The following is a 21,770-nucleotide window of genomic DNA, read 5'->3' on the forward strand; positions in this document are numbered from 1 at the left end:
TCCGAACTGCAAAGGAAACAACAATGACCGTCATCACCGAAACCAAGCTTCAGTTCACCAAACTGGGTTCCCGGATTGGCGCCGAGATCCGCGGGCTGGATCTCAGCGCGGAGCTCAGCGAAGGCACCATCGGACAGATCCGCGAAGCCCTCAATACCCATAAGGCACTGGTCTTTCGCGAGGCAAACATCCACACCGATGAGGAACAGGTGCGGTTCGCCAGCCGCTTCGGCCCGCTCACCAAGGCGCACCCGACGGTGGCGTCCGTGGACGGCAAGCCCGCCGTACTGCCCGTAGACAGCGAAAACGGCAGCGCCAACAACTGGCACACGGACGTCACCTTTGTGGTGAACCCGCCGCAGGCCTCCACGTTGCGGAGCATCACGTTGCCGGCCTATGGCGGGGAAACCCTTATCGCCTCATCCGCCGGCGCCTACCAGGACCTGCCGGAGGAACTCCGGAACTTCGCTGACACGCTCTGGGCTGTCCATACGAACGACTACGACTATTCGGTGCCCAAGAACCTGGAGCACGCCAACGCAGCGGAACGGCGCAAGGAATTCACGCGTATCCATTTCGAATCCGCCCACCCGGTGGTCCGCGTCCACCCACTGACGGGGGAGCGCGCTCTGTTCATCGGCGGTTTTGCCCAGCGTCTGAGGATCGTGGGGCTCTCCAACACCGAGTCCAGGGACATCCTGCGCCTGCTGCAGGCCTACGTCACCCGCCCAGAAAACGTGGTCCGGGTCAACTGGGAGCCGGACCAGGTGGTGCTCTTTGACAACCGCATCACCCAGCATTACGCACCGGCCAACTACGACGGCCAGGCCCGCCAGCTGAACCGTGTCACCATCGCCGGTGACATTCCCAGGGGCGTGGACGGCCGGAGCAGCACCTCCATCCAGGGCGACTCCTCCGCCTACTCGGAGACGGTAATTGTTCCTGAGGTCCGTCATAAAGTTCCCGCATAAAAGGGAAGGTGCCCCTCCCGGCCTGGGATGCAGGCGGGAAGGGGCACCTCTTGTTTCCGGGGCTGGCTCAGGCCCCCGAGCCAGACGCGTCCGCGGTTCCCCGGGCACTGTCCGCAATAATCTTGAACACAGCACCTGTGGGATCTGCCAGCGTGGCGAGGCGCCCGAAAGGCGAATCGTCGGGCCCATCAATGACAGTGGCGCCCATGGCCACTGCCTTCCCGATCGAAGCATCGGCGTCGTCCACGGCGAAGTAAATCTGCCAGGAGGACGGAACATCGGCGGGGAGGTAGCCGGAGGCGTCCATGATGCCGGCCTTGGCTGAGTCACCGGCCCCCAGTGTGGTGTAGCGGAAGTCCGGCGCATCACTCATGACGGCGGTGTCCCAGCCGAAGACGTCCTGGTAGAACTTCACCGCGGCATCGTAGTCCCTGGCATGCAGTTCGTGCCAGGCGGCCGTCCCCGTTTCTGCCACCAGTTCGTAGCCCTGCATCTCCCGGGGCTGCCAGACGCCCACAGCGGCACCGGTGACATCACCGAAAAAGGCCATGAACCCCTGCTCCGGGACATCCATGGGCTCCATGTAGATCTGACCACCGTTGGCAGTGATTGCAGACGCTGTGGCGGCGGCGTCGTCGGAACGCAGATAGGTGGACCAGGCGTCCGGTACCTCCCCCTGGTCCGCTTCCTTCTGCATGATCCCGGCCACTGACTTGCCGTTCTTGCGGGCGGTGATATAGCCGCCATACTTTTCCTGGTCTCCCGCTTCGAACTCCCACCTAGACAGGAACGACATTATGGTCAGGCACCGACAGTTTCAACGGGCGGGCACACCACCGCGGCCGGGGCCCGGCTGGGACCGGGTTTGCGGCGGACAGCGAAAAACCCCGCAGCACGAGTCAGTTATGCGGGGTTTTTCTTGCAGTCACTACACACATTGGGGGACGTATGAAGGAACTCACACCAGAGTAATAGACAGCATGCTTACTTTCCAAATCGGGTGAGTTAGTGCCCCCAGCGAGCCAGGCCGGGCAAACGCTAAAGGCCGGCTGATCCCATCTTTCGATGTGGCTCAACCGGCCCCCTGACCGCTGAATAACGGCCCTAACGCGGAAGGTAAGAGATTCGAACTCTTGGTACGGGGTTACCGCACACTAGTTTTCAAGACTAGCTCCTTCGGCCGCTCGGACAACCTTCCCTAACGAGTAGTGTTTCATAGGCAGTTGGCTGCAACAAAACAGAGCCTGGAGCGCATCCGGTGCACACTGGTTCTGGAGCACGAATCAGCAAGAAACGGGAGTTCGATGAAAGCCGTCTACATATCAGAACCTGGCGGTCCGGAAGTGCTGGAGGTCCGCGACGTGGACGCCCCGGTTCCCGGGCACGGCGAGGTCCTCATCGACGTCGTTGCTGCGGGGCTGAACCGGGCGGATGTGCAGCAGCGCAGGGGATTCTATCCGCCGCCGCCGGGCGCCTCGGAAGTGCCGGGGCTGGAAGTCTCCGGTAGGATCGCTGGCTTCGGTCCAGGTGTCACCAAGCCGTTCTCCCTGGGTGACAAGGTGGTGGCGCTGCTTGCCGGCGGCGGGTATGCGCAGCAGGTTGCCGTTCCGGCCGAGCAGGTCCTGAGGATTCCTGACGGTGTTGACGTGGTGACTGCAGCTTCCCTGCCGGAGGTGGCCGCCACCGTATATTCGAACCTGATCATGACGGCCCAGCTGCAGGCGGGCGAGACCGTACTGATCCATGGCGCCACCGGCGGCATCGGCACCATGGCCATCCAGCTTGCCAAGGCGCTTGGGGCAACGGTGGCAACCACTGCCGGGACGGACGAGAAAGTCGGCACCGCCAAGGCTTTCCTGGGTGCCGACATTGCCATCAATTACAGGGAAGAAGACTTTCCGGACAGCCTGCGGCGGCAGAATGGCGGCAAGGGGGCTGACGTGATCCTGGATGTTGTGGGGGCCAAATACCTCCAGCAGAACGTGGACGCCCTGGCTGACTATGGGCGGCTGATCGTCATCGGCCTGCAGGGCGGCGCCAAAGGCGAACTGGACCTCGGGCAGTTGCTGAAGAAGCGGGCGGCGGTGGTGGCAACGGCGCTGCGGCCGCGCCCTGTCGCGGAAAAGGGAGCCATCATGAATGCCGTCCGGGAGTCGGTCTGGCCGCTCATTTCGGACGGGCGGATCCGGCCGCTGGTGGCGAAGACCTTCCCCCTGGAGCAGGTCCGAGCAGCCCACGAGTACTTTGACAGCGGGGACCACGTGGGCAAAATACTGTTGCTTCTGTAGCATAAATACTCAGTATTGCTTCCGGACCCAGAGTGGGCTAGTCTCGTTCCATACGCGGTATGCACAGGTTTTGGGGGTCTGTGCATACCGCGGCACACGCTACCGCTAGGAGCATTATGTCCATCCGTCACAGCCTCCTCGCCCTGCTGCAGGACCAGCCGCGTTATGGTTACCAGCTCAGGGTTGAGTTCGAGAACCGCACCGGCGCCACGTGGCCCCTGAACATCGGCCAGGTCTACACCACGCTGGACCGGCTGGAGCGCGACGGCCTGGTAAACAACGACGGCGGCGACGGCGAAGGCCACGTGGTGTACAGCATCACCGACGCGGGCAAGGCCGAGGTGCAGGGCTGGTTTGCCGCCCCCGTGGAGCGCAACAACCCCCCGCGGAACGAACTCGCCATCAAGCTGGCGCTCGCCGTCACGTTACCGGGCGTTGACGTGCAGGCCATTATCCAGGCCCAGAGGGTGGCATCCATCCGGGCGCTGCAGGACTACACCAAGGCCCGCCGGGACACCGCAGCAAACCAGCGTTCCGCCGATACTGCCTGGCTGCTGGTGCTGGACTCGCTGATCTTCCAGACTGAAGCGGAGGTCCGCTGGCTGGACCTGTGTGAGGCACGGATGGTGCAGCAGGCACAGTCCGCGCAGGGAACCTCACGGAAACTGTCCAACGGGGTACCTGCGGACGAGGCCGCCCCGCTCATCGCGACCAACCGCCGGTGAGCGTCCAGGGACCACAACAGGTCCTGGAACTGTCCAAAGTCAGCAGGACCTTCGGTGACGGAGCGACGGCGGTCGCCGCACTCCGCGACGTAGACCTCACCATCAACGCCGGCGAGTTTGTCGCGGTGATGGGGCCATCCGGCTCGGGTAAGTCCTCCCTGCTGGCGCTGGCAGGAGGATTGGACCAGCCGACGTCGGGCGCTGTCTTTGTGGAATCAACGCCACTGGCGCGGCTGGGCCTCAATGAACTCGCGCGGCTGCGCCGCCGCGCCGTCGGCTACGTTTTCCAGGACTTCAACCTGGTCCCCACGCTGACAGCGGCAGAGAACGTGGCGCTGCCCTTGGAGTTGGACGGAACGGCGGCCAGGAAGGCGCACCGGCAGGCGCTGGACGCCCTCCGCCAGGTGGGGATTACGGACCTGGCCGATCGCTTCATGGACGAGATGTCCGGCGGCCAGCAGCAGCGGGTGGCCATTGCGCGCGCCATCGTGGGCGAGCGCCGCCTGATCCTTGCCGACGAACCCACGGGGGCGCTGGACTCCACCACCGGCCAGGGTGTTATGGAGGTCCTGCGTCAAAGGGCGGATGCCGGTGCGGCTGTCATGCTGGTGACCCACGAGGCCAGGCATGCAGCCTGGGCGGACCGCGTGGTCTTCCTGAGGGACGGCCGGATCGTGGACCAGGCGGCCGCCATGCACGATCCCACCATGCTCCTGACCCAGGCCGGGCTCTAAGGGTGGCGCTTGACCTCTCACCGGTGCCTGGCGGGCGCCGGCACTCCTTCCGCGTCGCCCTGCGGATGGCTCGGCGCGATATCAGCCGCCACAAGGGCCGTTCGCTGCTGATTATCCTGCTGATCATGCTGCCCGTGGCGGGCATGACAGGTGCCGCCACGCTGGTCCAGAGCATGCAGGAAACTCCCGCCGAACGGGTCCAGTACCAGCTCGGGAAGACGCAGGCGCGGTTCCAATCGCTGAACTCCGTGAACAGCGCGATGGTCCAGGACCCCCTGATGGACCACATCGTGGCCTCCAGTCCCCGGGACATCGATCCAGACTTCGTCGCCGCGGATCCCCAGGACATCCTGCCCGCTGGATACAACGTCCTGACGGAATCGCAGCTGGACCTCACCACCAGGGTGGGAGACGCTGACGTGTCCCTGATGGGCAGGGCCGTGGATGCCCTGAACCCTGCCTTTGAAGGGAAATTCCAGCTACTGAACGGCAGGGCACCGCAAACCGCCACGGAGGCTCTCGTTTCACCGGGTCTGTTGGAGCGCTTCGGTATGGAGCTGGGGGAGAACCTGACGACGTCGGCGGGTACTTTTACCGCCGTCGGCACCTTGCGTGACTTTGGGATCTCGGACCGCAACGAAATTCTCTTCCTCAAGCCGGGCCAGGGGGAGGAAGCAATCGCGCCTCTGCCTTCCGGGCGCGGTGGCCAGACGAAGTACTACCTCGTGGGCCCGGAGCCTGTGACCTGGGCCCAGGTCAGGGAAGCGAACACCGTTGGAGTGTCAGTACTCTCTCGGTCCGTAGCCTTCAATTTGCCGCCTCTGAATCAGCGGAGTGTGGACGGCACGCCGCCGCAATATGAGCAGGCCACACCTTATTCCGCCTACCTCACGGGCGGCTTCATCGGAGCCCTTGCCCTGCTGGAGGTCGGATTGCTGGCCGGCGCGGCATTCTCCGTCGGAGCCAAACGGCAGATTCGCGAGCTGGCGCTTTTGGCTGCTTCGGGCGCTGAAGCCCCCACCGTCCAGGCGGTGGTCACGGCGGCAGGCGTGTGGCTGGGAACCATTGCCGTCAGTGCCGGGGCGGCGCTGGGCCTCGCGGGTGCTGCGGGTGCCGTGTTCTGGGTACGTTACCTCGGCTCCCAGCGGCTGGCAGGCTTCCACCCGGATATCCTTCTGACCGCCATCGCCATGATCATGGGCCTGGGCGCCTGTATTCTTGCTGCCCTTGCGCCGGCCCGCCAGGTGTCAAGGCAGGCGGTGCTGGGGGCACTGAAGTCCGGGCGGGCGCCGGTACCAACAGGAAAATGGCCGCAGCGTGCCGGTGCGGGGATGCTGCTGCTGTCCGCTGGCCTGCTGTTTTCCGGCAACGCCCTGGCCGATGTCCCGGCTGACCCCGACCTGCTCAACGACAGAATGCCCCTGATTACAGGCCTGGTGATCGCCGGTGCCGTGCTGGCGGTGACCGGGCTGGTGCTTGTCACCGGATTCACGGTGGCGCTGATGACCAGCAGGACCGGCAGGCTGCCGCTTCCGTTGCGGATGGCGGCCCGGGACTCCGCCCGCAACCGCAGCCGTACTGTGCCCGCCGTTGCCGCAGTGCTGGCGGCGGCCACGCTGGCCAGTGCCGCCATGGTTCTCGCAGCCAGCCAGGAGGCCCGGGAGCGGGAAACCCACCAGTGGAATGCTTTGCCAAACCAGGTGCTGTTGCCCTTGAATGAGTCTGGTCCGCCCCTGGCAGATGGCTCCCTCCCGGCACCGGTGGCCGTGGATCCAGCCAAGTTCACCAGCGCTTTGAAGAACGCCGTTAACACGGTGTCCTGGACGCAGGTCCTGGAGTCGCCAAGGGTCACAAACTGTCAAAGGGGCCCTGAGACGGATCTCACCGTTCCGCCCGTTACTCCCACTTCCAACTGCCTCCTCTACTCGCTGAAAGTGCCGGCAGGGAACGAGTGCGCCCTGACCGAGGGCCAAAGGGTCAAGGATCCGCGGGATTGGCGCTGCCAGGGCTCAATGCGCCCCATCGGCTTCACTTCCAGCGGCTCACTGGTAGTAGGCGGGGAGGCCGAGATCCGCGCCATGCTGGGAACGGCGCCTTCCGCAGAGGCACTGGAGGTGCTCAGCAACGGCGGCATGGTGGTGACCAATCCTGTCTTTGTGCAGGACGGACGTGCAGTCGTGGAGGGCGCCGATATGCGCAGTGACAAGGTGTCCACCACCCAGATGCACGCCGGCTATGAGGTGGTCACGTCAACGGAAGTGCCCGCTGTCGTGATGGTTCCCGAGGTTCCTGTTCCATACTTCGGTGTCATCTCACCTGCGGCCGCCAAATCCGCGGGCATCCAGCTCACGGAATCGTCACTGCTGGTCCAGTTCAGTGCCTATCCCAGCCCGGCGGAGCAGGACCTGTTGGCGTCAACCGCTGCCGGTTTCTTCGGAAGTACCCCCATTGGGATTTACGTTGAGCCGGGCGTGGACCGCGATTCTTCCTGGGTCATCTGGTCCATCGTGGGGATCAGTGCGCTGATCACGCTCAGTGCTGCCGGCATTACCACGGGGCTGTCGCTTGCCGACTCGCGCAGTGACCATATGACGCTTGCAGGAGTCGGCGCGGCGCCCCGGCTGCGGAAAGCACTGGCCGGAGCCCAGGCCCTGATGACGGGTGGTCTGGGCTCCTTCCTGGGCTGCCTGGCGGGAGTAGCCCCGGCGGTCATTATTGTCCATGCTTCGGGACGGGCCACAGGACTGGGTGCGGACGCTGTTGTCCCGTGGCTTCAGCTGCTGGCACTGGTGGTCATTGTGCCTCTCACCGGCTCGGCCTTGGCCTGGATTTTCACCCGGGCACGCCTGCCGATGTCGCGCCGCAGCCTGGGAACCTGACCCAACCTGCCGCTCGCCGCCGCCCGCCTGCCGCTCACCGCTGCGGGCGCGCCGCACCAGGTGAATCCGGACGTACAGCGCCTCTGCGTTGGTAGGGTGCCTTCTGAGCAACTGGAGCAGGAACTCTCAAGGAGGAGACATGGCCGGAATGCCTGGTGAAGCTGTAGATTCAACGCGTCGGGGCGGGTCTTTGACCGCCGATCCGGACCTTCCTTCCACCGCCGTGGACGAGGCCGTCCGCGAGGCGGAAGAGAAGAAGTGGACGCCCGCCAAAATCGCACTCTGGTCCGCAATCGCCCTCCTGGGCGGCGTGGCCTGGTTCATGCTGGCCATCATCCGCGGCGAAACAGTCAACGCCATCTGGTTTGTCTTCGCCTCGGTCTGCACCTACCTCATCGGCTACCGGTTCTACTCCAAGGTCATCGAGAAGTTCCTGCTCAAGCCCGATGACCGGCGCGCCACACCGGCGGAGTACAAGGCCGACGGCAAGGACTACGTCCGCACGGACCGCAACGTCCTGTTTGGCCATCACTTCGCAGCCATCGCCGGCGCCGGGCCCCTGGTGGGCCCGGTCATCGCAGCCCAGATGGGCTTCCTCCCGGGCACCATTTGGATCATCATCGGTGTGGTGTTCGCGGGCGCAGTGCAGGACTACCTGGTGATGTTCTTCTCCATGCGCCGAGGCGGCCGTTCCCTGGGCCAGATGGCCCGCGAGGAACTGGGTGTCATCGGCGGCACCGCAGCCCTGGTAGCCACGTTGCTCATCATGGTGATCATCGTCGCGATCCTTGCCCTCGTCGTGGTCAATGCCCTCGGTGAAAGCCCGTGGGGCGTCTTCTCCGTTGGCATGACCATCCCCATCGCCCTGTTCATGGGGGTCTACCTCAGGTTCCTCCGGCCCGGCAAGGTCATGGAGGTTTCCCTCATCGGCTTTGTGCTGCTGATGGCCGCGATCATCGGCGGCGGCGCCGTTGCCGGCACCGAATGGGGAGCGGCGTTCTTCCACTTGGACAAGGTCACCATCGCGTGGGGCCTGATCGTCTACGGCTTCATCGCGGCGATCCTTCCCGTCTGGCTGCTGCTGGCTCCCCGTGATTACCTCTCCACGTTCATGAAGATCGGCGTCATTGTGATGCTGGCACTGGCCATCGTGGTGGTCCGTCCCGAAATCACCGTCCCCGCCTTCAGCGAGTTCGCCGGCCGCGACAATGGGCCGGTTTTCTCCGGGGCACTGTTCCCGTTCCTGTTCGTGACCATCGCCTGCGGTGCGCTGTCCGGTTTCCATGCCCTCATTTCCTCCGGCACCACGCCCAAGCTCATTGAGAAGGAACGCCAGACCCGCTTCATCGGCTACGGCGGCATGCTGATGGAGTCCTTTGTGGCCATCATGGCGCTGGTGGCCGCCATCTCCATTGACCGCGGCCTGTACTTCGCCATGAACTCGCCTGCCGCCCTCACCGGCGGAACCGTGGAGACGGCTGCAGCCTGGGTCAACAGCCTCGGGCTCTCCGGGGTGAACCTCACACCGGATTTCCTGGCACAGACAGCCGCCAACGTGGGCGAAGAAAGCATTGTCTCCCGGACCGGCGGCGCTCCGACACTGGCTGTGGGACTGGCGCACATCATGCAGCAGTTCATCGGTGGCACCGCCATGATGGCTTTCTGGTACCACTTCGCCATCATGTTCGAGGCGCTGTTCATTCTCACAGCGGTCGACGCCGGCACCCGGGTTGCGCGGTTTATGCTTCAGGATTCCATCGGCAACTTTGTCCCCAAGTTCAAGGAAGCCTCCTGGCGGCCCGGGGCATGGCTCTGCACTGCCGTGATGGTGGGCGCCTGGGGTGCTGTACTGCTGATGGGGGTGACAGATCCGCTTGGCGGCATCAATACCCTGTTCCCGCTGTTCGGCATCGCCAACCAGCTGCTGGCCGCCATCGCCCTTGCGGTCTGCATGGCCATTGCGGCCAAACGCGGTGCGTACAAGTACCTCTGGATCGTTGCACTGCCGCTGGCCTTTGCGGCGGTGGTCACCATCACGGCCAGCTTCCACAAGATCTTCTCTCCGGTTCCGGCAGTGGGCTATTTCGCCAACAACGCCGCCTTCTCCAAGGCCCTTGCCGATGGCAAAACCGAGTTCGGCACAGCCAAGACCGTTGCAGCCATGGAGGCCGTGGTGCGCAACACCATGATCCAGGGCTGGCTTTCCGTCATCTTCGTCACGCTGAGCATCATCGTTATCGCCACGGCAGTTTTGGCCACTGTGAAGGCCTACCGCAAGACCGCCGCGGGGACCGCCAACAGCGACCACGAAGATGAGGCGCGTCCCTCCCGGGTCTTCGCGCCGGCGGGACTCATCGCTTCCCCGTCCGAGCGCGAGCTGATGGCCGAATGGAACAAACTGCCGGCTGAGCAGCGGTTCGACAAAGCGGGGCACCACTGATGCGTTCGGGGCTGGCTTCGGTCGCTGCGGCATTCCGCGGATGCGCCAGGTACCTCAGCGCTGTCCTGGGTGCGGACGCCTACGCAAAGTACGTCGAGCACCACCGGAGCGCTGGACACGAGGCGGGCCCAATGGGTGAGCGCGAATTCTGGCGCGACAGGACTGACAGGCAGGACAGCAATCCGCAAGGGAGATGCTGCTGATGGTTTGGTTACGGACTGTCACCGCACTGTCCAGTGAGCCGCCGGCACGTGAGAGTATGAACCCATGAGCGATCCCAAAGACACTCAGCAAGACGACGTCCCGGTGGAGGGCAGGACCCTCGACGGGCAGCAGCCAGCCCCTGTTGGGCCTATTCCGGCGGACGGAAACAGATCCAAAAGCAGTCTGCAGGACCTGGTGGACGAACCTGCCAAGGTTATGCGGATTGGCACCATGATCCGCCAGCTGTTGGAAGAGGTTAAGTCCGCTCCGCTGGACGATGCTGCGCGCGGACGCCTGGCCGAGATCCACGAGCGGTCCATCAAGGAGCTCGAGGACGGGCTGGCGCCGGAACTTGTGGAAGAACTGGACCGTATCAGCCTGCCTTTCCCGGACGATGCCACTCCGTCCGATGCTGAGCTCCGCATCGCGCAGGCGCAGCTGGTCGGTTGGCTGGAGGGACTCTTCCACGGCATTCAGACGGCTCTTGCAGCCCAGCACGCCGCCCGCGAGCATGCCGCCGCTCAGCTGCAGCTCCGCCAGCTCCCGCCGGGCACCATGATTGCTCCGGGTGTGGTCATCGGCGAAAACGGCGAGCCGCAGCGGGCGCCCGCGGGCCAGCCGCGCCCGGCGCCGTCGAAGCCGGGCAGGCCGGAGGATCCGGACCACGGTCCCGGCCAGTACCTGTAGTTCCGCTTGGGATTCTTTACCGCCGCCCGCCAGGGGCGCAAGGACGACGCCGAACTCGGCAAGGGTCTGTGGCGCCGCGCCCATGACCGCTTCCACCGTGGCCTGGACCGGTATCACCAGGTACTGGAAGGCGTCGAGGACGACCAGCTGTATGGCGAACTTGTTGAGGTGGCCAATGAACTGGCCGGGCTCCTGGACCGGGTCAGGGTTATCTGCGTGGAAGCACAGCGACGCTCTCCCAGCGATGGCCTGGACATCCCCGGCCCCCTGGCCGGAGTACACCGGTCCCTGTCCAAGGCAGGCAACTCCCTGGCCACCACTGCCGAGGCAGCGGCCATGCTGCGGCTGGCCGTAGGGCCTGTACCGGTAGGGGCCGCCTCCGTGCGGCGTCGCGCAGAATCTGTGTTTGAGCAGGTGGCGGACGCCGAAAGACGGCTGACCGAGGATGCCGCAGGCCAACCTGGCGGCAGTATTCCCGGTTAAGCGTCTGGCTGATCCGGGACTGTTTCACTTCAGGCTGCGCAGGTCCTTTGGCAGGATGACTGGATGACTCTTTCACCCACACTGACTTTCAATGACGGCAACACCATTCCCCAGCTCGGGTACGGCGTGTGGCAGGTCGAGGACGGCGTTGCGGAAAAGGTGGTCCGCCAGGCATTCGAAGCGGGCTTCCGCCACATCGACACCGCCAGGATCTACGGCAACGAGGCAGGCGTTGGCCGTGCCATCGCAGGTTCGGGCCTGACGCCGGACGAAATCTTCATCACCACCAAGCTCTGGAATTCCGATCAGGGCTACGAACCCACGCTGGCGGCCTTCGAGGAATCACTGGACAGGTTGGGCCTGGAAACACTGGACCTGTATCTGATCCACTGGATGCAGCCTCAGCAGGACAAGTACGTTGACACGTGGCGGGCGCTGATAGAGCTCCAAAAGCGTGGACGTGTTAAGTCCATTGGGGTGTCGAACTTCACGGCCGAGGGGATTCAGCGGCTCATCGATGAAAGCGGCGTGGTTCCGGCCATCCACCAGATCGAACTGCACCCGTACTTCAGCCAGCAGGAACTGCGGGACTTCGGCAGGGAGAAAGGCATCCTGACCCAGGCCTGGTCACCCCTCGGCCAGGGTGGAGCTCTTCTGGAGGACCCCGCCGTGGCTGCCGTTGCAGCAAAGCACCAGGCCACACCGGCCCAGGTGGTTATCGCCTGGCACCTGGCCATCGGCAATGTGGTGATCCCCAAGTCAGTCACAGAGTCCAGGATCCAGGAGAACTACGCGGCCCTGGACATCGTGCTGGACGAAGATGACGTCCAGGCGATTAACCGCCTGGACCGCACTGCAGCTGGCGAGGGCCGGATCGGCCCCGATCCCGCCGTTTCGGACTTCGCCTAGATCCGCTGACAGACCCGCACGTCCTGCAACCGGCAGGGCGTGCGGGTTTGCCTTGGGGCGGCGTCCGCCTAAGCGGCGAGCCGGATCTGCTCGACGGCGACGGCGTCAACAACAGCCCACGAATCTTCGCCTGTGCAGTTGCGGCCGGCGAATCGCTCCGCCTGTTTGAGGGTGTCAAAGGTTTCCGCCCGGATCCGGCCGCAGTCGGCGTCGAAGTACGTGACGTGAAATTCCTGTACGAGTTGTGTTTCCATAAATCCAGTGTGCAACCGGGGTCTGACATTATCGGGGGAAGCAGTTCCGCGTGTCGCTTTGAGGTGCCGGCCTGCCGGTGACCCGCGGTGAAGAAGTCCGGCATTACCGGGGCTTAGATTGCCCGAAGGGACCGCCGCTTCAGTCTCCGGCGAGGCGGAGCACCCGTTCCCGCGCCAGCACGGCCGAGCGCTGCACTTTGTCTGCCGCCCTGGCCAGCTGCTTCGCTTCGGCGGCGGTTGTGTCCAGCCGTTTCCGGGCCTTTTCCAGCTGATCCTCGGACTCCTTGAGTCTCGCGCGGAGCTCCTGTGTCTCCTCCGTCAGCCGGGAAACCTCCGCCCGGGCCTCCTCGGACTCGTTCTGGCGTTCCTGTGCCAGCCTCGCAGCCTCATCCGCAGCAGCGTTTGCCTCGGCAAGAGCTGCTTTGGCCTTTTCCAGGGCCGACGGCGACGCCGGCCGCGGGGTCTGCCGGACCGCCTGCAGCCTTGGCTTCTGTGCCTGGCGGCGGGGGGCGGCTTCCGCCGTCGTTCGTGGCTTTGTTGCCGGGGCTTTGCCCGGCGCAACTGGTGGTCGGGAAGAACGCTGAACGGACACGGCCCGGGGGACGGCCACCACACCGTCAAGCTCAACCGTGTCTACACCGTCGGCGGACAGTGCCTGCACCAGCCGTCCACTCCGGACAGCCGCCGCAGCACCTTCGTCTGCTGTCAGGGCCTGCAGGGTCCGCTCGACGTCGGACGCTATGGTGGCGCTGATGCTGCGCCCCTGCTGTTCAGCCACCGAGCAGGCGGTCTGGACGGCCGCGGCGAGCATTTTGCGTCGCTCCCTTCCCAGCTCCCGGAGGGCAGCCGCATCCAGGGATGACTGGGCTGCTCGCATCCGCTCGCCAAGTTCTGCAAGCTGATCGAGGACCTCGGGCTGGTGCACGGCCAGCATGTTGACGGCCCACGCCGCCACGGAAGGCTTGGGCAGGGCCCGGACGGCGGCCGGAGCTTCCTTCCCCGAATCCGAGGCATCCTTGGCCGCAGCCGTGCGAGCGGCGATGAATTCGTCGACGGGCAAGGCATACAACCTGTTCGCGATCTCCGCCAAGGCCTCGTCATCCATGCACGCCATCATAGGGGCAGAATGCAATTGGAGGAGACAGGCTGGGCGCAGGTTAACCAGCGAAAAACCCCCTAAAAACCTTGGTTTCCAGGGGGTTTATCCCGAGCTTCCTATCAGAATCGAACTGATGACCTTTTCATTACGAGTGAAACGCTCTACCGACTGAGCTAAGGAAGCACCGCGTGATCACCCGGAAGAACCGGGCGCTTCATGCAAGAGTCAACTGTAATAGAGTCCCCGCACCCGGGTCAAAATGAAGGCCGGTGTGTGCTTAGCAGACCGTGTTGTCCGCGGGTACCTTGCCCTCGACGAGGTAGCCATCAACGGCATCCCCAATGCAGCTGTTGGACCTGCCGTAAGCCGTGTGGCCTTCGCCCTCCCACGTCAGCAGCGACGCATTCTCCAGCTGCTTCCGCAGGGAAGCGGCCCATTCCACTGGCGTTGCGGGATCGCCGCTGGTGCCGATAACAACAATGGGGGAATCGCCTGTGTAATCCACCCGCGCGGGGGTCCGGACGCTCCGGTAGGGCCAGTCAACACACGAGGTCCCGCTATAAGCGAAGAAGTAACCAAACGTGGGCGACTCCTCGCGCAACTCCTGCTCGTCCGCGCGCATGCCTGCAGTATCGGTCACCATGGGGTAATCCAGGCAGTTGATCGCGTTGAAAGCGAACGCGGTGTTCGACGCGTAGGTCCCGTTGGGGGAGCGGTCGGCGCCAACGTCAGCCAGGCGGAGCATCAGGCTCAAATCACCCGTCATGGCGGCCTCCAGGGCCTGGGTCAGGGCAGGCCAGCTCTGGTCGTTGTACAGCGGGGTGATAAGTCCGCTGACAAAAATATTAGCCGTGACCAGGCGCCCATCCTTGGCCGTGCGTGGTGTTTGCTGGACAGAACCGATGAGATCGCGGATTTGCTGGACCCCGCTGTCAGGGCTCCCGCTGAAAGGACAGCCGTCTTCCTGCATACAGTCTTCAACGTAGGACCTAATGGCCTTTTCGAAGGCCCGGGCCTGGCCGAGCGTCACGTCCTCATAACTGATGGAGGGGTCAAGTGCTCCATCCAGGACCATGCGGCCCACGTTGTCCGGGAACAGCGAGGCATAGGTTGATCCCAGGAAGGTTCCGTAGGAGTAGCCCAGGTAGTTGAGCTTGCTGTCGTTCAGTACGGCACGAAGGATGTCCATGTCCTTGGCAGAGCTCACTGTGTCGATGTGCGCCATGGAGGAACCGGTCTGTTCCGCACACTCGGCCGCGATCGCCTTGTTCTCCGCGAGGGCTGCCCCCAGGCCGGCATCGGTATCCAGGGCGTAGATCTTCGCCCGTGCAGCATCCCGCTCGGCATCAGTCATGCATTTCACCGGGGCGGAGCGCTCAACACCCCGGGGATCGAAGCCCACCAGATCGTAATTGGCCCGCACGGATTCCGAAAAGCTGGTGGCAGCAGCGTCCTTGACGTAGTCGTAGCCGGAGGCGCCGGGTCCGCCGGGATTCACCAGCAGGCTCCCGGCCTTCTTGCCCGTGCTTGCAACCTTCAGGGCCGCGATCTGGATGGTGTCGCCGTCGGGGTTGTCATAGTCCATCGGCACGGTGACCTTGGCGCACTGGAAGTCGTTCTCGCACGGCTCCCACACCACTTCCTGCGAATAGAAATCAGCCAGCTCATTCGGAGCCGAGGCAACGATCGAGGGATCCGCCTTGGCGGTTGACGGTCCCTTGTCCTGGTTGCCCCCGCCGATCAGGCTGCAGGAGGAAAGCACCAAGGCCAAAACCAGGGCGCCGGCGGTCCGCACTCGCTTCCCCAGGGATCGGGAACGTGCGGGCAGGGGGCGAGCAGTCATCGTGAGGTCTCCTTGGTAAGGGCTAGATCAGGCTGGCTGCCATGGACTCAATAGTCAACAGCGGTGCGACGTTGGTGGTGGTGATGCGTTGGCGGGCCTTGTTGACGGCATCCATGCGGGCGAGGGTGGTTTCGGGCGTGGAGCGTCCGGCGAACTCCTCCAGTTCACCCCTCAGCTCAACGTTTACCAGCTCCACAGCATTCCCGAGCTGGATAATCAGCACATCCCGGTAGAAGGACAGCAGATCTGTCAGGGTCCTGTCCAGGGAATCGGTGATGGAGCGTTTGGCCCGCCGCTTCTGGTCCTCTTCGAGTTGCCTGACCTGGCTCCGCATGGACGGTGGCAGTGTCCCCGATTCCGGTGCACCCAGTGTGGCCAGGAGCGCGGCCTTCTCCGCAGCGTCGCGCTCTTCGTTGGAGCTGTTGGCCTCGGCGGTGGCGATTTTGACCAGCTTGTCCGCCATCATGACTGCCGCCGTGACGCCGCGCAGCCCCAGCGGGAACCGCACTGTTTCGAGCCGGCGCTCCCGTGCCTCGGGATCCCGCGCCAGGCGTCGGGCGATCCCCACGTGGCTCTGGGCAGCCCGGGCTGCCCGTTCGGCAAGGGCTGGGTCCACGCCGTCCCGTTTGACCAGCAAGGCGGCGACGTCGGCGGCCGGCGGCAGGCGAAGGGCCACGGCACGGCAGCGTGACCTGATGGTCACCAGGACATCCGCCGGCGACGGCGCACAAAGCATCCAGATGGTGCGCGGCGTGGGCTCCTCGATGGCCTTGAGCAGAACGTTGGTGGTGCGTTCAGCCATCCGATCCGCATCCTCCACCACGATGATCCGCCACCGTCCGGACGAGGGCCTGTTTCCGGCTGTTGACACCAGATCGCGGGCTTCGTCAATGGTGATGGTGACCTTCTCGGTGCGGACAAAGGTGACGTCCGAATGAGTCTCACCAAGGGTGGTGTGGCAGGCGGAGCACTCACCGCAGCCGCGGAGGCTGACATCGTCCTGGTCGCAGTTCAGGGCAGCCGCGAAGGCTTTGGCGGCGTTGGAACGTCCCGAACCCGGGGGGCCGGTGAACAGCCATGCGTGGGTGAGGCCCTCGCCAAGGGAGGCCTGGCGGAGCTGTTCGACGACGGCCGGCTGGCCTTGGAGATCGTCCCAGACACTCACGCTGCACCACGTCCGGTCGACGCCAGCAGCCCATCAACCCTGGCCAGGATCTGTGCTGCGAGGTCGGCAACAGGCAAATGTGCGGGCAGGACAAGGTAGGCGTCCGGGTGGATGGCCGCCAACTCGAGGAAGGCGTTGCGGATGCGCGTGTGGAATTCGTCGGCCTCGGATTCAAGGCGGTCTTCCGCGGCGTCCCCTGCCGTCCTGCGGCGCCGTCCAACACCAGGATCCACATCCAGCAGCACGGTCAGGTCAGGCTGCAGCCCGCTGGTGGCCCATTCGTTGATCGAGCGCACGGCGTCGGTGCCCAAGTCCCGGCCCGCACCCTGGTAGGCCACCGAAGAGTCGATATAACGGTCCGTGAGGACAATTTCACCGCGCTCCAAGGCAGGCCGGATGACCTGGCTGGCGTGGGCAGCGCGGGAGGCCGCGAAGATGAGGGCCTCTGTGTGGGCATCGATGTGCCCATTTCCATGGTCCAAAACAAGGGAGCGGAGCTTTTCGCCAACGGGTGTTCCCCCCGGCTCGCGCGTCCGCAAGACCTTCAGGCCCCGGGATTCCAGCGCCTCGGCCAGCCGGGCTGCCTGCGTGGACTTGCCGGCGCCGTCGCCGCCTTCAAACGCGATGAAAAGTCCGGGGGTCTGGTTAGTCACTGAACAAGCCTACCGACCCCTTCCGACAATCACTCATTGGGGGCCTTACCGGCGGCTACACGCCGCATGTCACCCGCCCGGTGACTCCTTTCGGATGGCAGCAGGCTCCAAAGTACGCTTTCTGCATGAGCCTTTCACAACAGCAAACAGCGTCCCTCTCGGCCGAGACGGTGGTTGTTGCAGCCGGCAGGCCGCCGCGGGAGCGGGATGAGCCGGTTAACCCTCCCATCGTGCTGTCCTCAACCTACTTCGGCAGCGGCCCCCTGTCTGACGGGGACCGCGGTTACGGCAGGTACTCCAACCCCACCTGGGACCCTTTTGAGGAAGCCTTGGGACAGCTGGAGGGTTCCCAACTGCCGGGGCTCCTGTATGCGTCAGGGCTGGCGGCGGTGAGCTCCGCCCTGTCTCTTATTCCAGCCGGGGGTGTCCTGGTCATGCCCTCGCACAGCTACTCCGGGTCCCTGGTGATGGCTACGGAGCTGGCACAGAAGGGCTTCCTGGAGCTCCGGACCGTGGACATCGCGGATACCGATGCTGTGAAGGAACTGCTGGCACCCCCAGGCCCTGAAGCGCGGCCGGCCAGCATGCTGTGGCTCGAAAGCCCCACCAATCCCATGCTGGGCATTGCCGACATCCGCGGACTCACCCAGGCAGCGCATCAGGCCGGGGCCATCGTTGTCACGGACAACACCTTTTCAACCCCGCTGGTGCAGCAGCCCCTGGGACTGGGTTCCGACGTCGTGCTCCACTCGGTGACCAAATACCTGGCGGGCCACTCCGACGTCGTCCTGGGCGCCCTGGTGACCTCGAATCCGGACATTCGCAATGCGTTGCTGCATCACAGGATCATCCACGGCGGCATTGCCGGGCCCTTCGAAGCATGGCTCGCGTTGCGGGGCCTGAGGACCCTGGCGCTCCGCATTGAACGGTCTCAGGCGTCGGCGGCTGTGCTGGCGGAACGGCTCAGCGCGCATCCGTGGATTGAAACCATCCGCTTCCCGGGGCTGTCCACCGACCCCGGCCATGAACGGGCCAAGACCCAAATGACCGGCTTTGGCTCAATAATCTGCGTCCAGATCGCCCCTGTGGGGAGCGTCAGTGGGCCAGATGCCGCAGACAAGCTGGTCCGCGCCCTGCAGCTGTGGCTGCCGGCCACCTCCCTCGGCGGAGTTGAATCCCTTATTGAACGGCGGCGCCGGCACACTGCCGAACCGCTCAGCGTGCCGGAGAACCTGGTAAGGCTCAGCGTCGGAATTGAGAATGTCGACGACCTCTGGGGTGATCTGAAACAGGCGCTGGACTCGCTGGACGGCTAGGCTTGGATGGTGGACGGTGAAATGATAATTCGGCCTGTTGAGCAGGCAGTGTTTTTTATCCTTGCCCTGGTGGCACTGGGACTTGAGCTGTGGGCTCTGTTTGACTGTGTCCGGCACAAAGCCGGCGCTTTTGAAGCCACCGGCAAAAGGACCAAGACTTTCTGGCTTGCACTCACCGGCGGAGCCACGGCTGTAGGGGCGCTGTCCCTCCTGGGCAGCGGCGGCATTTTTGGAAGCCTTGGCCTCTTTGGGCTGGCAGCGGTAGTTGCAGCGTGCGTGTACCTCGCCGATGTCAGGCCTGCCGTGAAGGATGCCGGGCGCGGCGGAAGCCGCAACACCGGACCCTACGGGCCCTGGTAAGAGACCTCAAACCTCCTGGGCCGGCGGGGCCACGGCTTCCCAGCCCACCGTCAGTTCCCCCAGCCGCCAACGCGCGGGACCGTCCTGAACCGGCCACCCGGCGTCGAGCAGTGCCTTGCACATCCCATGCCACCGCTGGCGGTTCCCGAACGAGGCCAGCGGCGCAGATTCCAGCCACGCCCGGTCCATGGCCTGCATCAGGGCGTGGATCCGCTCGCCCGGGACATTACGGTGGATCAGTGCCTTGGGGAGCCTTTCGGCAATCTCGGACGGCAGCACAAAGCTGCCGAACCGCATCGAGATGCTCAGCGACAGGGGCCCCTGCCCATCAAGGGCAATCCACGCCACCCGGCGCCCGATCTCGTCACAGGTGCCGTCAATGAACAGCCCGCCGGGGGAGAGCCTGCCCTGGACCAGGCGCCAGATAGCTCCAACATCCGCTTCCTCATACTGCCGCAACACGTTGAAGGCACGGACGAGGACGGGATTACCGGGCACCGGCAGTTCGAAGCCGCCCACCATAAAAGCGAGGCCGGGCCTCTCCAAAGTTTTCGCCACCCTGACACGTTCGGGTTCGATCTCGATCCCGCAGACGCGGACGTCCGGACGCACGGCCGCCAGTCGCTGGAAGAGTTCGACGGCGGTGGCCGGCGTGGCGCCGTAGCCCAGGTCCACCACCAGTGGGTCGTCAGCGGTCCTCAGCCGCCAGGCCTGCGGGCCAGTAAGCCAACGGTCCAGGCGCCTCATCCGGTTGGGGCTGGTGGTGCCACGGGTGACATTTCCGACCGGCTTCCCCGGCCTGCTTCTGCCGGAGACGTGCGGGCCTGCCACCCGTTCAGCTTTTTGAACCACCGCCCAACCTTATCCTTTGGGCGCTGCCGTACTTGGATCCCTCGGCCCTGGCGCACCTGGGTGCCCGCGGCGCTGCAGGCCCCTGGTACGGCGGCTACGTGACCCCGAGGTGTAACGCTGGGCGGGCTTCAGTGCGCCTCCGCTAGGATGAAAATCATGACTTACAAGCTGATTCTGCTGCGCCACGGCCACAGCGAATGGAACGCCAAGAACCTGTTCACCGGCTGGGTGGACGTTGACCTCAACGACCAGGGCCGCACCGAGGCCGTCCGCGGCGGTGAGCTTCTGGTGGAGCACGACGTACTCCCGGACATCCTCTACACGTCCCGCCTGAAGCGCGCCATCAACACGGCCAACCTGGCGCTGGACAGGGCTGACCGCGGCTGGATCGATGTAAAGCGCGACTGGCGCCTGAACGAACGCCACTATGGTGCGCTGCAGGGTAAGGACAAGGCCCAGACCCTGGCCGAGTACGGCGAGGATCAGTTTATGGAGTGGCGCCGTTCCTACGACACCCCGCCGCCGCCCCTGGCTGATGACTCCGAGTTTTCCCAGGTGGGCGACCCCCGCTATGCGGACATTGGCGACGCCCTGCCGCGCACCGAATGCCTCAAGGATGTCCTGGTCCGGCTGCTTCCTTACTGGGAGTCGGACATCAAGGAAGACCTCAAGGCCGGTAAGACAGTCCTGGTCACCGCCCACGGCAACTCGCTCCGGGCCCTGGTCAAGCACCTTGACGGCATCAGCGACGACGCCATTGCCAGCCTGAACATCCCCACGGGCATCCCGCTGGTCTACGATCTCGACGAGGACTTCCAGCCGATCAACCGCGGCGGCACCTACCTTGATCCGGAAGCAGCAGCGGACGCCATCCTCGCCGTGGCCAACCAGGGCAAGAGGTAGGGCTGCGCCTGACATCCCCTCATTAGAGGACGATTTAAAGAACGACGACGGACGGTCACCCGGGAATTCCGGGTGACCGTCCGTCGTCGTTCTGGAGTTTTTGTCCAGATCGGGCGACCTAACGGGCGTTTTGGTCGCCGTATCTGGACAAAAATTCCAAGGGGTTAGCTGTATTCGGTGCCGTTCGGCTGCCAAGTACCCGTCACCAGGTATGTGACTTTTTGGGCGACGGAAACACCGTGGTCGGCGAAGCGCTCGAAATAGCGGCTTGCCAGCGCCACGTCAACGGTGGTGGCCGGGGACTCCTGCCAGTCGCTGTGGGCGATCGCCTTGAAGACGCTCAAGTGGAGATCGTTGATGGCACTTTTCGCCTTCAGGATGTCGCGGGCCACTTCAAGGTCCCGGGTCTCCAGGAGAATCGTCAGTTTGTCCGCGATGAGCTGGTCCAGTTCCGCAAAGCTCTTAAAGGTCTCCGTCATGGACTCCGGGATCACATTGGACGGAAAGCGGAGGCGCGCCAGCTGGGCGATGTGCCGGGCGAGGTCACCCATGCGTTCCAGGGAGGCGCTCATGCGCAATGATCCAACGATCATGCGGAGGTCACTGGCAACCGGTCCCTGCAGGGCGAGGATGTCGATGGCGCGTTCATCCAGGCTGTTCTGCAGGAAATCAATCCGGGCGTCCGCGGCAATGACATCCTGGGCAAGGTCCACGTCAGCCACTTGGAAAGACGTTGAGGCCTTGCCGATCGCTTCGCTGACCAGCCGCGAAATCTCCACCAGCTGCTCACCCACCTGGGTCAGCTCTTCCTGAAAAACCTTACGCACGTAGGCGTCCTTTCTTTGGAACCCCTGCCGGCCTGGCAGCAGGACTTCATGTCGCCGTTCGGCACTCCAACGTACAACTCTGCCAGCGCCCGGTAAACGGTTAGGCATTAGAAGATGAACGTTAGCTGAACCGTCGGGACAATGGCGCCGGACGCACGGGACGGACATTTTCCAGAGC

General features: G+C 64.4%; 21 protein-coding genes and 2 tRNA genes. 13 read left to right on the top strand and 10 right to left on the bottom strand.

Annotated elements, in window-relative coordinates; genetic code table 11:
• Window positions 1-23 precede the first annotated feature (23 nt).
• Window positions 24-971 (top strand): TauD/TfdA dioxygenase family protein, encoded by a 948-nt coding sequence (locus M1E17_RS04225; RefSeq protein ID WP_457965674.1) that lies wholly within the window; start codon window positions 24-26, stop codon window positions 969-971.
• Between the two features lie 67 nt (window positions 972-1,038).
• Here the strand turns inward: M1E17_RS04225 and M1E17_RS04230 are convergent, their stop codons facing one another.
• A complete protein-coding gene (locus M1E17_RS04230) occupies window positions 1,039-1,767 on the bottom strand; it encodes a VOC family protein (protein WP_457965675.1) in 729 nt (242 codons plus the stop codon).
• A gap of 314 nt (window positions 1,768-2,081) precedes the next feature.
• Window positions 2,082-2,169 (bottom strand) — tRNA-Ser (locus M1E17_RS04235).
• A 106-nt stretch (window positions 2,170-2,275) separates the two neighbouring features.
• Here M1E17_RS04235 and M1E17_RS04240 point away from each other — a divergent pair.
• The 9 genes from M1E17_RS04240 to M1E17_RS04280 all read left to right on the top strand — a co-directional run bounded on the left by M1E17_RS04240 (window position 2,276) and on the right by M1E17_RS04280 (window position 12,320).
• A complete protein-coding gene (locus M1E17_RS04240; protein ID WP_457965677.1) occupies window positions 2,276-3,259 on the top strand; it encodes an NAD(P)H-quinone oxidoreductase in 984 nt (327 codons plus the stop codon).
• A 116-nt stretch (window positions 3,260-3,375) separates the two neighbouring features.
• Window positions 3,376-3,984, top strand: a complete 609-nt coding sequence (locus M1E17_RS04245; RefSeq protein ID WP_457965679.1) for a PadR family transcriptional regulator — start codon at window positions 3,376-3,378, stop codon at window positions 3,982-3,984.
• The gene (locus M1E17_RS04250) at window positions 3,981-4,718 is read left to right on the top strand and encodes an ABC transporter ATP-binding protein (protein ID WP_457965680.1); all 738 of its coding nucleotides are present in this window, start codon (window positions 3,981-3,983) and stop codon (window positions 4,716-4,718) included. The genes M1E17_RS04245 and M1E17_RS04250 overlap by 4 nt, the downstream gene beginning before the upstream one ends.
• Window positions 4,719-4,720: 2 nt before the next feature.
• A complete protein-coding gene (locus tag M1E17_RS04255; RefSeq protein ID WP_457965681.1) occupies window positions 4,721-7,597 on the top strand; it encodes a hypothetical protein in 2,877 nt (958 codons plus the stop codon).
• A gap of 148 nt (window positions 7,598-7,745) precedes the next feature.
• On the top strand, window positions 7,746-10,037 hold the full coding sequence (locus M1E17_RS04260) for a carbon starvation CstA family protein (RefSeq protein WP_457967561.1): 2,292 nt from the start codon (window positions 7,746-7,748) through the stop codon (window positions 10,035-10,037).
• Window positions 10,037-10,240: a YbdD/YjiX family protein gene (locus tag M1E17_RS04265; protein WP_457965683.1), complete on the top strand. Its 204-nt coding sequence runs from the start codon at window positions 10,037-10,039 to the stop codon at window positions 10,238-10,240. Before M1E17_RS04260 ends, M1E17_RS04265 begins: the two co-directional genes overlap by 1 nt.
• Window positions 10,241-10,304: 64 nt before the next feature.
• Window positions 10,305-10,928, top strand: coding sequence for a bacterial proteasome activator family protein (locus M1E17_RS04270; protein WP_457965685.1), 624 nt, complete (start codon window positions 10,305-10,307; stop codon window positions 10,926-10,928).
• Between the two features lie 6 nt (window positions 10,929-10,934).
• A complete protein-coding gene (locus M1E17_RS04275) occupies window positions 10,935-11,411 on the top strand; it encodes a hypothetical protein (RefSeq protein WP_457965687.1) in 477 nt (158 codons plus the stop codon).
• 63 nt (window positions 11,412-11,474) lie between these two features.
• Window positions 11,475-12,320: an aldo/keto reductase gene (locus M1E17_RS04280; RefSeq protein WP_457965689.1), complete on the top strand. Its 846-nt coding sequence runs from the start codon at window positions 11,475-11,477 to the stop codon at window positions 12,318-12,320.
• 68 nt (window positions 12,321-12,388) lie between these two features.
• Here M1E17_RS04280 and M1E17_RS04285 read toward each other — a convergent pair whose 3' ends face one another.
• The 6 genes from M1E17_RS04285 to tmk form a co-directional block, all read right to left on the bottom strand.
• Window positions 12,389-12,574, bottom strand: a complete 186-nt coding sequence (locus M1E17_RS04285; RefSeq protein ID WP_457965691.1) for a hypothetical protein — start codon at window positions 12,572-12,574, stop codon at window positions 12,389-12,391.
• Between the two features lie 139 nt (window positions 12,575-12,713).
• Complete coding sequence (locus tag M1E17_RS04290; protein ID WP_457965692.1) at window positions 12,714-13,679, bottom strand: hypothetical protein; 966 nt, start codon at window positions 13,677-13,679, stop codon at window positions 12,714-12,716.
• A 104-nt stretch (window positions 13,680-13,783) separates the two neighbouring features.
• Window positions 13,784-13,856, bottom strand: a tRNA-Thr gene (locus tag M1E17_RS04295).
• 94 nt (window positions 13,857-13,950) lie between these two features.
• On the bottom strand, window positions 13,951-15,516 hold the full coding sequence (locus M1E17_RS04300; protein ID WP_457965694.1) for an alpha/beta hydrolase: 1,566 nt from the start codon (window positions 15,514-15,516) through the stop codon (window positions 13,951-13,953).
• Between the two features lie 22 nt (window positions 15,517-15,538).
• Complete coding sequence (locus M1E17_RS04305; protein WP_457965695.1) at window positions 15,539-16,681, bottom strand: DNA polymerase III subunit delta'; 1,143 nt, start codon at window positions 16,679-16,681, stop codon at window positions 15,539-15,541.
• Window positions 16,678-17,334 carry a dTMP kinase gene (gene tmk / locus M1E17_RS04310; RefSeq protein WP_457965697.1) on the bottom strand — a complete coding sequence of 219 codons (657 nt, stop codon included), beginning with the start codon at window positions 17,332-17,334 and terminating at the stop codon, window positions 16,678-16,680. Before tmk ends, M1E17_RS04305 begins: the two co-directional genes overlap by 4 nt.
• 125 nt (window positions 17,335-17,459) lie before the next feature.
• On the opposite strand from tmk, the gene M1E17_RS04315 reads away from it, so the two are divergent.
• Together M1E17_RS04315 and M1E17_RS04320 are read left to right on the top strand one after the other, a co-directional pair.
• Window positions 17,460-18,650: a trans-sulfuration enzyme family protein gene (locus M1E17_RS04315; RefSeq protein WP_457965698.1), complete on the top strand. Its 1,191-nt coding sequence runs from the start codon at window positions 17,460-17,462 to the stop codon at window positions 18,648-18,650.
• A gap of 9 nt (window positions 18,651-18,659) precedes the next feature.
• Entirely contained in the window at window positions 18,660-19,010 is a 351-nt protein-coding gene (locus M1E17_RS04320; protein WP_457965699.1) for a DUF2516 family protein, read from the top strand.
• 6 nt (window positions 19,011-19,016) lie between these two features.
• On the opposite strand, the gene M1E17_RS04325 is transcribed toward M1E17_RS04320, so the two are convergent.
• Window positions 19,017-19,862, bottom strand: a complete 846-nt coding sequence (locus tag M1E17_RS04325; protein WP_457965700.1) for a class I SAM-dependent methyltransferase — start codon at window positions 19,860-19,862, stop codon at window positions 19,017-19,019.
• Between the two features lie 156 nt (window positions 19,863-20,018).
• Between M1E17_RS04325 and M1E17_RS04330 the strand changes: the two genes are divergently transcribed.
• The gene (locus M1E17_RS04330) at window positions 20,019-20,765 is read left to right on the top strand and encodes a phosphoglyceromutase (RefSeq protein WP_457965701.1); all 747 of its coding nucleotides are present in this window, start codon (window positions 20,019-20,021) and stop codon (window positions 20,763-20,765) included.
• 164 nt (window positions 20,766-20,929) lie between these two features.
• Here the strand turns inward: M1E17_RS04330 and phoU are convergent, their stop codons facing one another.
• Window positions 20,930-21,592 (bottom strand): phosphate signaling complex protein PhoU, encoded by a 663-nt coding sequence (gene phoU / locus M1E17_RS04335; RefSeq protein ID WP_457965702.1) that lies wholly within the window; start codon window positions 21,590-21,592, stop codon window positions 20,930-20,932.
• Between the last annotated feature and the right edge of the window lie 178 nt (window positions 21,593-21,770).

The sequence above is a fragment of the Arthrobacter sp. D1-29 genome (assembly GCF_054130585.1).

What these genes read in the sequence shown, in the direction of transcription:
- M1E17_RS04300 (WP_457965694.1), bottom strand. Translation starts at nt 15,516, where the DNA reads ATGACTGCTCGCCCCCTGCCCGCACGTTCCCGATCCCTGGGGAAGCGA.
- M1E17_RS04280 (WP_457965689.1), top strand. Translation starts at nt 11,475, where the DNA reads ATGACTCTTTCACCCACACTGACTTTCAATGACGGCAACACCATTCCC.
- M1E17_RS04330 (WP_457965701.1), top strand. Translation starts at nt 20,019, where the DNA reads ATGACTTACAAGCTGATTCTGCTGCGCCACGGCCACAGCGAATGGAAC.
- M1E17_RS04260 (WP_457967561.1), top strand. Translation starts at nt 7,746, where the DNA reads ATGCCTGGTGAAGCTGTAGATTCAACGCGTCGGGGCGGGTCTTTGACC.
- M1E17_RS04315 (WP_457965698.1), top strand. Translation starts at nt 17,460, where the DNA reads ATGAGCCTTTCACAACAGCAAACAGCGTCCCTCTCGGCCGAGACGGTG.
- M1E17_RS04240 (WP_457965677.1), top strand. Translation starts at nt 2,276, where the DNA reads ATGAAAGCCGTCTACATATCAGAACCTGGCGGTCCGGAAGTGCTGGAG.
- M1E17_RS04285 (WP_457965691.1), bottom strand. Translation starts at nt 12,574, where the DNA reads ATGGAAACACAACTCGTACAGGAATTTCACGTCACGTACTTCGACGCC.
- M1E17_RS04270 (WP_457965685.1), top strand. Translation starts at nt 10,305, where the DNA reads ATGAGCGATCCCAAAGACACTCAGCAAGACGACGTCCCGGTGGAGGGC.
- M1E17_RS04245 (WP_457965679.1), top strand. Translation starts at nt 3,376, where the DNA reads ATGTCCATCCGTCACAGCCTCCTCGCCCTGCTGCAGGACCAGCCGCGT.
- M1E17_RS04265 (WP_457965683.1), top strand. Translation starts at nt 10,037, where the DNA reads ATGCGTTCGGGGCTGGCTTCGGTCGCTGCGGCATTCCGCGGATGCGCC.
- M1E17_RS04290 (WP_457965692.1), bottom strand. Translation starts at nt 13,679, where the DNA reads ATGGATGACGAGGCCTTGGCGGAGATCGCGAACAGGTTGTATGCCTTG.
- M1E17_RS04230 (WP_457965675.1), bottom strand. Translation starts at nt 1,767, where the DNA reads ATGTCGTTCCTGTCTAGGTGGGAGTTCGAAGCGGGAGACCAGGAAAAG.
- M1E17_RS04225 (WP_457965674.1), top strand. Translation starts at nt 24, where the DNA reads ATGACCGTCATCACCGAAACCAAGCTTCAGTTCACCAAACTGGGTTCC.